We start from the raw sequence: 11,121 nt of genomic DNA, 5'->3' as shown, positions 1-11,121 counted from the left end.
CGCAGCTGGGCCTCGCGCGGAAAGGACGGCACCTACTCGCTGCCGGATGACCACCACCCGTTCACCTCGGTTGCCTTCGCGGGCGGAAACGTGGCGGCGAATCGGCAGGTGGGCTCGTACACGACGCGCGGGCTCGGCGTTCCGGTGGACATCATCGAGGAGAACGGTCAGCCCTCCAGGCGCGTGCCCCGAGCCGCGGACGCGGTGACCACCGCGCTGCGGATCCTCGGCATGGGCACCCACGACTTCTTCATCCCCGGCGGCTACGGAGAGGTGACGGGGATCCGGAGGGCGTAGGGAGAGGGTGGGGCGAGGGTCATCAGGCCTCGATGTACTTCATGCCGGTGATGCCGGCCTCTTCCAGTGCGAGCTTGAGCGGCTCGGAGACGAGGATGGCCACGCGCCATCCCCAGGGACGGAAGATGTGGGCATCTCCAATCAGCGCCGGGTCCACCTTCAGCCCCCGGACGTTGCGGTACTGCCCCACCTTGTCCGGCCGGTTGTCCTCGGGCTTCCAATGCTCGACGTACTCACACCGCGTCTCATCGATACAGCGGATGACGCGCAGGAGGTTGAGGATGAACCAGGGGTCCGTCTGTCCCTCCACCCGGGCTGGCAGCAGTTGCACGTCCTGGCCGCACAGGCGCTCGAGGATGTCGGCCACCCGGCCGTGCACCACGGGGACTCCCAGTCCCGTCTGGCTGATGTCCAGCGCGCACCCTCGATGCGACATGGGGAAATAGGGCACGCCCGCCAACTCCACGCGCCGTCCCTTGCCGAACTGCCAGGAGTCGATCTCCTCTCCCTGCGCATCGAAGGGGCCATCCAGCACCCAGCGTCCTGGGTGGAGCATGTTGTCCATCATGTCGAAATATCGGGCCACCGTTCCCTCCGTGGAGTTCGCTGCTAGGGTTTTGCCGTGAGGAGCGTGTGAAGTGCGGAGCCTGGAGTGCAGACGTGGCCTGCGATCCTGTCCAGTTCCTCGACCAACATGCTTCGACACTCAGCCAGGGGCTTGCACTCTTCCGTTGCAATCCGGAGCCTCCGGAAGATTTCCTGATGATACGCCTCGGGGTGAGGGCCCTGGTGGCCCTGGAGGTAGACGAGGTTCTCCTTTGCCTCCAGGCTCATCCCCGCCTTGTCGAAAACCTTCTTGAAGGCAGGAGTCCAGGGTCCACCGTTGGCATGGGAGAGGTCGTTCTTGTTGGTGGCCAGGTGGTGCCAGTGGCTCCCATCCTTCTTCGAGCCGTCGCCGCACGCTCCCGTGACCCGAGCCGCCGCGGCCCCCGTTCCCACCGCCGCTCCCATCAGCACCACCGTCCCGTCCGCCACCACCTGCGCCGTCGTCGACACGCTCAGCGTCAGCCCCCCGGGCAGTGACTGGCGCGCGGGCGCCACGCTCTCCCACAACCCTCCCTTCGGCACCTTCGGCAGCCCCTTGGCCACCCCGGCGCTCGCCGCCATCACCAGCGCCCTCAGCGCCACGCCTCCCACCCCCTTTCCGAAGTGCTCGGCCGCCTTCTCCAACTCCTCGGGCGTCTTCGCGGCCTCCGCCTCCTGGTAGAGCCGCAAGCACACCACTCCCAGCTGGTGCAGCTCCACCACCCCGAAGGCCGCCACCAGTCCCACCGTCACCACCACCGCCACCGTCTTGCTGAAAAGTGGCTCCGGCACCGCCCACGCCAGGAAGTACGCCACCACCGACGTAGACACCCCTGCCAGGAAGAGCGGGTCCCCGAACAGCTCGACGGCGGCCTCTCTCACCCCCTCCTTCATGTACCGGGGAGACAGCCTCAACGCCGCCGCCAGCCTGTCACTCGCCAGCGATGACGGCAGCGCCACTTCTGGCACCCCGTACTTCGCGACATACGCCGCTCGCAGCCGCTTCTCCCACTCCTCGCCAGAGCCGCAAGTGACAGCACCGCACGCCAGGGCCGCGAGCGCCATGACCCGCGCCTCTCGGCTCGAAGGCGCTCCCCTCACCGGGCCGAAGTCCTCGCGAAAGCTGACCAGCACTCCGCGCGCCTGCTCCACCGTCAGCTTCTCCAACCCCGGCGCCCTCCCCATCGGCTCGAAGAGGAGCCTCAGCCCTCCCGGCACCTCGCGCACCTGCACCGTCCTGCTCGGCGGTGGCTCGCTCGCGCCTGCCGGCCTCGCCATCAGCACGGCGCCACTCATCGCCAGCAACAGCACCTGGTACAGCCACGAGACTCGCGGGGGCATGGGCACGTCCATACCCCTCCGCGATGGATGGACGGCAGCGACGGGCGGTACGAGCCACACACCCAACCAGGGAGAAGAACCCGCTCCGCGGCCACCAGGCGCTTTGCTTTACGCGCCCACCCCACCGCGCTGCCGCGCCTCCGCGGCCCACTGGCTCTCCAGCGCGCCCCAGTCCGCGATGGCGCCGAGCCGCGCGAGCACCGCGTACAGGCCGAAGCGCAGCCGGAAGAGGAAGAGGAACCGGCCGGGGAGCGCGAGCTTCGCGAGGAACAGTTTGTCTTTGAAAATCTGCTGGGCCTCCAGGCCCGCGCCTGGATGAACGGGGCGAGCACCGCGCTCGAGGAGGGGCGCGAAGAAGCCGCGCAGCATCGTCCGGAGCGTCGCCACCCCCTCCGCGTCCCCCGGAGGCCGGGCTCCCAGTGCCACCAGGGCCTCGCGCATCCGCGCCACCTCATCCGCGCGCACCGCCTCGACGAGCGCCGCGAAGGCGAGCACCGTGGCCGGATCGAAAATCCGGACGCAGCCGAAGTCATAGACAACCACGCGGCCGTCCTCGCGGAAGGCGTAGTTGCCCGGGTGCGGATCTCCGTGGAACAGGCCGTGCCGGTAGAGCGTGCCGAGGTAGAAGGAGAACAGCGCCACGCCCAGCTGGTCCCGAACCGCCTGGGACGGATTCGCCGCGAGGAACCCATCGAAGGACTGCCCGGGCATCCACCGCGTGGTGAGCACGGCGGACGCGCACCAGTCGGGCTCGACGGCGGGGATGAGGATCGTCTCGTCGCCCGCGAACAGCCGGCCAAAGGTCTCCTGCCGCTCGCGCTCCACGGAGAAGTCGCACTCCTCGAGCAACACGGTGCGGGCCTCGTCGAGGAAGCCGCGAACGCTGGAGGCGGCCCCGGGCAGCAGCACGCTCGCGAAGGCCGAGCCGGAGCCGGCGGCGCGGAACTCGGTCCGCAGCGCCTCGTCGATGCCGGGGTGACGGACCTTCACGGCGACGTCCGTGCCCGAGGGAAGGCGAGCGCGGTGGACCTGCCCGATGCTCGCCACCGAGACCGGCTGGCGCTGGAGCCCGGCGAGGAGCACGTCCGCACGCTCGCCGAAGGCCGAGCGGAGGGTGGCCTCCACCTGCGCGAAGGGGCTCGCCGGAGAGGCCGTCTGCAGCACGGAGAGCAGCCCGCGCACCTCCTCCGGGAGCGTCGGGTCGATGTAGCCGAGAATCTGCCCGGCCTTCATCGCGAGGCCCTTGAGCTCCCCCAGCCGCGTCACGAGCTGGGAGATGGCGTGCACATCCGCGGCCCCGAGCCCCTCGCCCTTGCCGCGCAGCCGGCCTCCCACCACCGAGAGCGCCAGCCCCGCCGCGCCCCGCCCCGTCTTCCACAGGCGCTCGAGGCCAGAGCGGACCACCGGCCGCTCCGTCCCGAGCAGCTGCTCCCGAAGCATCCTCGCCAGCTCGTCCTCGCGCATGGGCCCACCCTACCGGGAGTGACGCGCGCTCGCGGAGACCGGGCGTCCAGCAACCGACAGGAAGTGGGCCCCATGCCCCGACTAACCCGAAGTCCCGTAAAGACAGACGTGGGAATGGCGCCCACTGGGAAGCATATGGCGTGAACGAAGAAGACAGACACCGACAAATGCCCTACACAGGCCCCCGCCAGACTCCGGGGGGGACCGGGGAGTCACGGCACGAGCGAGGGGGCAGCCAATGCAGACCAAGAAGCGCCTGGGCGAAATCCTGGTGGAGATGCGAGCCGTGGACGAGCTTCAGCTCCAATCGGCGCTGGCCTACCAACGCAAGTGGGGCGTGCCCCTGGGGCAGGTGGTGGTGGACCTGCGCTTCTGCTCGGGGGAGCAGGTGCTCGGCGCCCTGGCGCAGCAGACGGGCGTGCCCGCGGTGACGCTGGACGCGGAGCTGTTGGACCCGAGGCTGGCCAGGCTGTTGCCCCGGCGCCTGGCGGAGCAGCACCGGGTGGTGCCGCTCCAGGTGGAGGGCCCTCGGGACATGGTGCTGGTGGTGGCCATCGCCGCGCCGGCGAGCATGCACTCGCTGGACGCGGTGCGCAGCGTGACGGGCAAGCTGCGGGTGGTGCCCCGGCTGGCGACGGACGCGGCCATCTCGCGGGCCATCGAGCGGCTCTACCTCGGAGGCACGGAGGCGCCGCGGCGGCCGGAGTCGGTGTCCATCTCGCTGCCCGAGGCGGACGCGGACATGCACGTGCAGGTGGACGGCATGGCGGCGCTGGAGCCGGCGCGCCCCATCCTCCTGCCGACGCTCAACCTGGAGCAGGAGCCGCTGGAGCTGCCGCTGCTCGAGCCGCTGGACGTGGCGGAGCTCGAGGAGCGGGTGGCGCTGGACGGGCACGAGGCGGGCCAGGTGCTCATCTACGGCTGGGGCGCCGCGGCGGCAGCGGGGCTGGTGCGGGTGGTGGGCCAGGCCGGCTTCCAGGTCCGCGTGGCGAGCACCGCCGAGGTGCTGGCGGCCGACGCGCGCGCGGTGGTGCTGGCGCCCCTGCCCTCGCTGGAGGCCCTGGAGCAGCGGCCTCGGGCGCAGCTGCTGGCGGCGGGCAAGGTGCCGGAGCAGGACGTGGAGCGGGCCCGGGCGCTCGGCGCGCGCGGCTTCCTCGCGGCGCCGCTGGACACGGACCTGATGTTGCGCGCGGTGCGTCGGCTGCTGCGCGCGGCGGGCGAGGCGCCCCGGCACTTCCGGGCGGTGGGCTGAGGCGCCTCGCGTCTCACGCCCTCAGCGCACCACCTCCAGGTGGGGCTCGGTGGGCAGCCACAGCGAGGCGAGCTCCAGCGCGAGCGAGGCGAAGGGCTCGGCGCGGACGATGGCCTCGCCCTCGTAGGTGTCCACGAGGAGCCAGCCGCGCTTGACGCGCTGGAACACCTCGAGCGTGTGGGCCGTGGGGTCCACGAACCACACGTGCGACACGCCGGCACGTGCGTAGGCGGGCAGCTTGCGCGTGCGGTCGAGCGCCGCGGTGGACGGCGCGAGCACCTCACACACCCAGTCCGGCGCGAGCGTGAGGAAGGGCTCGTCGGGCGTGGGCGCCTCGGTGAGCCGGTCCCGACGCCAGCCGGCGAGGTCCGGCACGAGCACATCCCGGCCGAGCCGCAGCTCGGGGGCGCGCAGGAAGCACCACCGGCCCGAGCCCCCGCGCCGAGGGTCCAACCGCTCTCCGAGCTCTACTCCCAACATGAAGGCGGCACGGGCCTGACCAGGCGCCGGCCGGGGCGAAGCCACCAGCTCCTCATCGACAATCTCTCCCACCCATCCCATCGGCAGCGCATCGAGAGCCGAGTACGCCGCCTGGCTGTTGCACATCGGAATCACCCTGTCCTCCTCCAGCCCTGGTAAGCCGGGCAGGGGAAGCAGTCTAAGGAGGGGTCTGACATCCCTCCGGCGGCCGGGCGGGTGTCTACTTTCCGATGCAGAAGCGCTGGAAGATGGCGTCGAGCAGGGCCTCGGAGGCGGACGTTCCCGACACCTCCCCCAGGGCCTCCAGCGCGAGCCCCACTTCGCCGGAGATGACCTCGAGGGTGGCCACGCGGCAGGCGCTCTCGGCGCGAGCCAGGGCCTCGGAGGCACGGCGGAGGGCATCGGCATGGCGCTCGGAGACGAGCGCGACGGCCGAGGGCGCACCGCCGCCCCACAGCCGCGAGAGCATGAGCGAGCGGAGCCGCTCCACGCCCTCCCCGGTGCGCCCGCTGACGGGCACGTCCTCCCCCGGGCTCTCCACCCCCCGCCGCACGTCGCACTTGCCGGAGACGCGCAGCACGGGCGTGGCCCCGGCCTCGCGCAGCCACGCCCCCGCCTCGTCCTCACCGGCCTCGGGAGGAAGCACGAGCACGGCGAGGTCCACGGCGGCCAGGGCCTCCCGGGTGCGGGCAATGCCCAGGGCCTCGATGCGCCCGGGCGCCGCGCGCAGCCCGGCGGTATCGAGCAGGGTGACGCCCAGCCCCTCCCACTCGACGCGGGCCTCCAGCACATCGCGCGTCGTCCCTGGCTCCTCGTCGACGAGCGCCCGCTCCTCGCCCACCAGCCGGTTGAAGAGGGTGGACTTGCCCGCGTTCACCGGCCCGTAGAGGGCCACCCGCGCCCCCCGGCGCACGAGCCGTCCCCGCCCCACCTCGGCCAGCAGGCCCTCGGCGACGGCGCGCAACTCGGAGACGCGGTGCTCGGCGCCCTCGTCCGCACCCTCGGCCTCCTCGGGGAAGTTGAGCACGCCCTCCAGGTCGGCATGAAGCGAGCGCAGAGGCTCCTCCAGTGCCCGGACGCGGGCCGACAGCGCTCCGGCGAGCCCGGCGGCGGCGGCCCGGACGGCGGCCTCGGAGTCGGCGGCGACGAGGTCCGCGACGGCCTCGGCGCGGGTGAGATCGATGCGGCCGTTGAGGAAGGCGCGCCGGGTGAACTCGCCGGGCCGGGCGGGGCGCACGGCGGGGTGCTCCAGGGCGCGCGCCAGCAACATGCGCAGCAGCCGGGGGCTGCCATGGGCCTGCAGCTCGACGACGTCCTCGCCAGTAAAGGACTGGGGCGCGCGGAAGTAGAGGAAGAGCCCCTCGTCGAGCACGGCGCCGGAGGCCTCGACGAAGGAGGCGAGGTAGGCATGCCGGGGCGTGGGCGAGGCGGGCACGCCGGGAGCGAGCATCCGGCCGACCTCCAGGGAGGCGGGCCCGGAGAGGCGGAGGATACCCACGGCGCCGGCGGTGGGGGAGGTGGCGAGCGCGGCGAGCGTGGCGGGAGAGGGGCTCATGCGGGGGACGTCCGGTGCCCCCGCGCTCCCGGGAGGACGGGGCTACGGACAGGCGGGCGCGGTGGGGGAGTGGAGTTGCTCGTTGAAGGAACCGTTGCAGGACACGCTGCCATTGCCCTCGACCGGACCGCCGCCCCGGAACTGGGAGCTGGCGATGCGGACGACGAGGCCCGGGGCGCTGCGCACGGAGTGGGTGGCTCCGATGAGGGTGGAGCGCAGCACGTCCACGGTATAGGAGGCGCCGTCGGAGCGGGAGACCTCCAGTGCGAGCGCCTGCCGCCCCCCGGAGTCGGAGCCCGAGAGGGTGCCATCCCGGACGGTGGCCTGGGACGACGCCAGCCGCAGCCCGGTGGAGACGCCGCCCTCGGAGCCGGAGACCTCGGTGCGCACGAGCCCCACGGTGGAGCCCGCGGCCTCCAGGCCCACGCTCTCGGAGGCGCCGCCCACGCCGGTGGCGAACGAGTCCCACAGCTCCACGGTGCCGCGCCGCACGGAGGCGCCGAGCGCCCGAGTCCCCCCCTGGGCCAGGACGGAGGAGCCCGAGAGCTTCACGGCGCAGCCCTCGCACGAGAAGCCCACGGTGTCGCCCTGGGCGGAGGAGGCCACGGCCTGGACGCGCTCGAAGCCGCCGGGGCCCGCGCCGGCCGAGGAGTGGATGGCGACGGTGCGCCGCTGTCCGTCCCGGGCGAGCGCCACCACCTCCCGAGCGCGGAAGGCGGGCGTCGCGGTGGAGAGCGCCAGGGCCTCGTCCCCGCCGCCCACGTGCTCCACGGTGAGCGCGCTCAACTCGGTGCGCTCCTCGGCCACGAGGGTGGCGCCCGGGGCGCGGGAGCGCACGGTGGTGAGCGTCTGCCCCGAGCCCCGGATGTGGATGAACGAGCGCATCCGCAGCCCCTGGGCGCCGAGGTCGTACACCCCGGGCTCCAGGAAGAGGAGCCAGGGCTCCTCGGCGGAGACCTTCACGATGGACTGGAGCGCGTTGCGCAGGTTCTCGCCGCCGATGAGCGGGGTGTCGCCCGGGGGGACGACGCGGATGCGGGCGAAGTTGCCCGGAGGGCCCATGGGCCCGGGGTCTCCCTTGGCACCCGGCTCGCCCCTGGCCCCCGGCTCGCCTCTCGGTCCCACGGTGCCCTCTCCGGCGGGACTGGGCTCTCCGCGGGTGGCCCTCGCCTCGGGCTCGCCCTTGTCCGCGCAGGCGGAGAGGAGCGGGGTGAGGATGCACAGGGTGAGAAGGACGCGGTGCCGCATGGTGAGGCCCTCCCTATGCCCTTGTGGGGGCATGGCCCACCCGGTGGAGGCACCGGCAAGGGCCCGGAGGAAGTAGGGACGAGCCCTCCCGGCGTCCAGCCGACGTGGAGGCTCACCCCGGTGCGAACGTCCACCAGCGGCGGCCCGGCCCGGGAGACTCCCGGCGACCGACACAGCCCTGCGACACCAGGGCACCTGCACTGGAGGACACCTGCCCCGGAGGGCGATGCCCTGGAGTTCAGCCCCGAGGGCCCTGCTCGGGGGTGGAGCCGCGAGCGGCGCGCTCGACGGCGTCGCGGTTGTCCTGGATGTACTGCTCGACGGCGGTGTCCTCGAGCTCGAGGTCCCGGAGCACGCCCGGGTAGACGAACTTGAAGGCGGGAGACTCCTCGTCCCCGCGCAGCCGGAAGCTCATCTTCAGCACGGCCGCGCCGTATAGCTTGTCCTTGAGCGACTTGGCCTTGCCCATGGCTTGCCCTTTCTCACTGGCCGCGAGGGGGCTCACCCCTCGAGGTCTTCATCCTCGTCATCGTCCGGCAGCATGCTCCGCTTGGGAAGCGGGGCGGGCTTCTCCGGGGTGAACACCACGCGCCGGTTGCGGCCCTCGCCTTCGCAAGAGACCTTCACGCCGGGGACTCCCTCTACTGCCTTCATGACGCGCGCGCGGTCGTCCTGCTTTAACGTGACGAGCGCGTAGAAGCGCCCCAATGAAGCCGACTTCTCGGCCAGCTTGCGGGCGACCTCGCGAAGCGCCGCGTCCTCGGCGACCTCCAGGGTGCGCTCATCCGCCTCACCTCCGCGCGCCGGAGCCTTGGCCTGTTGCGCCGGAGCCTTCGCCTGCTGCACGGGCGCCTTGGCCTGCTGCGCGGGGGCCTGCGCACCGCGGGCGGGCTTGGGCGGCCGGGGCGCTGGAGCCGGGGCGGGGGCCTGGGGGGCGGCCTGCGGCACGGGGGCCGCGGTCGGGGCGGGGGCCTGGGCCGTGGCCTGCTCGCGCTTCAACCGCTCGCTGCGGGGCTCCGGGTGGTGGCCCGCGCCCACGAGCACGAAGCGCCGCTCGGTGCCGGGACGGTGGAGCATCTTGTTGAGGAGGAACTGGAGCGAGTCCACCACCTGGCTGCGCTTGCCGGAGTCCACGCCCGGGGGCGACTCGCCCTGGAAGTGGAGGGCGACGGAGAGGCTGCCATCGCTGGCGTCCTTGAAGTCGAGCCGCGCCGGGAAGCCCATCATCCCGAGGATGTCGGTGAGGAGCTTCTCCACGCGGGCGCGCAGGTCGGCGCCGCCCGCGGGAGTCGAAGAGGTCTCGGGTGCCTGCACGTCGCTCACTTGCGCTTGCCTCCCGCGAGGGCCGGGGCCGGGGTGGGCCCGTCGCCGCCGCCGCGCTTCTCCAGCCACTTCCTCAGCCCGTACTGCTGGGCGATGGAGAGGATGTTGTTGGTGAAGATGTAGAGGGCGAGACCGGCCGGGTAGTTGAAGAGCGTGGCGGTGAAGATGATGGGCACCACCCACGTCATCATCTTGGCCTGCATCGGGTCACCCATCTGCGGCTGGAGCTTCTGGGTGATGATCATGCTGACGCCCAGCAGGACGGGCAGCAGGTAGGTGGGATCCTTGTAGGTGAGGTCGCGCCACACCGGGCCGAAGAAGGGCTCCTGGTAGATGTCGTAGCTGTTGCGCAGGGCCGTGAAGAGGGCAATCCACACGGGCATCTGGATGAGCATGGGGAGGCAGCCGCCGAGCGGGTTCACCTTGGCCTCCTGGTACAGCTTCATCGTCTCCATGTTCAGCCGGTCGCGGTCTTCCGGGTACTTCTTGCGCAGCTCCTCGACGCGCGGCTGGAGCTTCTTCATCGCCTCCATGCTGACCATGGAGCGGTGGGTGAGGGGCAGCAGCAGCGTCTTCACCAGCACGGTGAGCAGGATGATGGCCACGCCCCAGTTGCTGGTGAGGCCGTGGAAGAACTTCATGACGGCCACCAGCAGCTTGGCGATGACGGCCCAGATGCCGTAGTCGATCGTCTCGGTGAGCCGGGGGCTGATGGCGGCGGCGGTGGCGCCGGTGGCCTCGCGCAGGGCCTGGCCGGGCACGGCGGCCAGCAGGTCCGGATCCTTGGGGCCCAGGTAGCCGCCGAAGCGGAACGTCGCCGTCTGGCCGGCCGCCACGGTGAGGGGGAAGCTGGCGACGACGGCGCGCACCTCGGGGGTGGCCACGAAGGAGCAGCGGCCCTGCAGCGCGCCCTCCAGCGGGTAGAGCGCCGAGAGGAAGTACTGCTGGTCGATGCCGAAGTAGTGCACCGGGCCGCGCAGCTCCTCCGCGTCGGGCGAGTCCTGGTCGGGCCCCAGCTTGTGCTGCTCCTCGCCCACGCTGCACGAGGCGTGGCTGAGGTTGCCCACGCCGCCGAAGAAGGACGGGGCGCTCTCGGACTTCGGGTCGATGGCGCGGCCGTAGTGGACCTCCAGCTCCCCGGTGAGCGGCTGCCCCGAGGTGTTCTTCACCTGGACGGTGTAGGCCAGCTCGAAGCCCTCCTGGGGCCACTGCAGCGACTTGGTCACCTCCCACGGCCCCTGGCGCGCGGTGAAGGTGGTGCCGCCCTCGCCGCTGCCCTCGGCCACGGCGTAGGGGGTGGTGGCCGCCAGGGGCGAGGGGCCCGTAATCGCCACCGCCAGCGGCAGGGGCTGGCCCGGCACCGGCTGCGCCAGGTTCATCTGCGGGGGCGGCGTCACCTGTCCGCCGAAGAGCAGCTTGAAGCCCTCGGTGAAGGAGATCTGCCCCTGCTCGCGCATCTTGTCGCCCTGGAGCACGGCCGAGGTGAGGCCCGCGCCCTGGGAGGAGAAGACGTAGTGGCTCTGCGGGCGCCGCGCCTCCACGGTGCGCACCGGGGGCGGCGGCGCGACGTCGGCGT

At 72.2% G+C, this 11,121-nt stretch carries 10 protein-coding genes and 1 pseudogene; 2 read left to right on the top strand and 9 right to left on the bottom strand.

The features are described 5' to 3' along the window. Nucleotides 1–297: pseudogene (locus VF697_RS09045) on the top strand (hypothetical protein); the annotation flags it as partial. Nucleotides 298–319: 22 nt separating this feature from the next. Here VF697_RS09045 and VF697_RS09040 read toward each other — a convergent pair. The 3 genes from VF697_RS09040 to VF697_RS09030 form a co-directional block, all read right to left on the bottom strand. Continuing rightward, nucleotides 320–883, bottom strand: a complete 564-nt coding sequence (locus VF697_RS09040) for an imm11 family protein (RefSeq protein ID WP_331093298.1) — start codon at nt 881–883, stop codon at nt 320–322. A gap of 23 nt (nt 884–906) precedes the next feature. Continuing rightward, entirely contained in the window at nt 907–2,223 is a 1,317-nt protein-coding gene (locus VF697_RS09035; RefSeq protein WP_331093295.1) for an AHH domain-containing protein, read from the bottom strand. Between the two features lie 108 nt (nt 2,224–2,331). Continuing rightward, a complete protein-coding gene (locus VF697_RS09030; RefSeq protein ID WP_331093293.1) occupies nt 2,332–3,687 on the bottom strand; it encodes an AarF/ABC1/UbiB kinase family protein in 1,356 nt (451 codons plus the stop codon). Between the two features lie 238 nt (nt 3,688–3,925). Here VF697_RS09030 and VF697_RS09025 point away from each other — a divergent pair, with 238 nt between their 5' ends. Continuing rightward, nucleotides 3,926–4,939, top strand: a complete 1,014-nt coding sequence (locus tag VF697_RS09025; RefSeq protein WP_331093291.1) for a hypothetical protein — start codon at nt 3,926–3,928, stop codon at nt 4,937–4,939. Between the two features lie 21 nt (nt 4,940–4,960). On the opposite strand, the gene VF697_RS09020 is transcribed toward VF697_RS09025, so the two are convergent. From VF697_RS09020 to yidC, 6 genes are all read right to left on the bottom strand, one after another. Then, nucleotides 4,961–5,545, bottom strand: coding sequence for a Uma2 family endonuclease (locus tag VF697_RS09020; RefSeq protein ID WP_331093299.1), 585 nt, complete (start codon nt 5,543–5,545; stop codon nt 4,961–4,963). 94 nt (nt 5,546–5,639) lie between these two features. After that, nucleotides 5,640–6,974, bottom strand: coding sequence for a tRNA uridine-5-carboxymethylaminomethyl(34) synthesis GTPase MnmE (gene mnmE, locus VF697_RS09015; protein ID WP_331093289.1), 1,335 nt, complete (start codon nt 6,972–6,974; stop codon nt 5,640–5,642). Nucleotides 6,975–7,016: 42 nt separating this feature from the next. Continuing rightward, on the bottom strand, nt 7,017–8,222 hold the full coding sequence (locus VF697_RS09010) for a hypothetical protein (protein WP_331093287.1): 1,206 nt from the start codon (nt 8,220–8,222) through the stop codon (nt 7,017–7,019). A 238-nt stretch (nt 8,223–8,460) separates the two neighbouring features. Continuing rightward, nucleotides 8,461–8,691 carry a hypothetical protein gene (locus VF697_RS09005; RefSeq protein WP_331093285.1) on the bottom strand — a complete coding sequence of 77 codons (231 nt, stop codon included), beginning with the start codon at nt 8,689–8,691 and terminating at the stop codon, nt 8,461–8,463. Nucleotides 8,692–8,723: 32 nt separating this feature from the next. Next, a complete protein-coding gene (locus VF697_RS09000) occupies nt 8,724–9,545 on the bottom strand; it encodes a hypothetical protein (protein ID WP_331093283.1) in 822 nt (273 codons plus the stop codon). Further along, on the bottom strand, nt 9,542–11,121 hold a 1,580-nt coding region (yidC, locus tag VF697_RS08995; RefSeq protein ID WP_331093282.1), incomplete at its 5' end, for a membrane protein insertase YidC. The genes yidC and VF697_RS09000, both read right to left, overlap by 4 nt.

The organism is Archangium sp. (genome assembly GCF_036388035.1).
Lineage (GTDB): Bacteria > Myxococcota > Myxococcia > Myxococcales > Myxococcaceae > Archangium.
The sequence above is the reverse complement of the archived record's forward strand: the minus strand, read 5'-3'. Positions and strand labels throughout refer to the sequence as shown.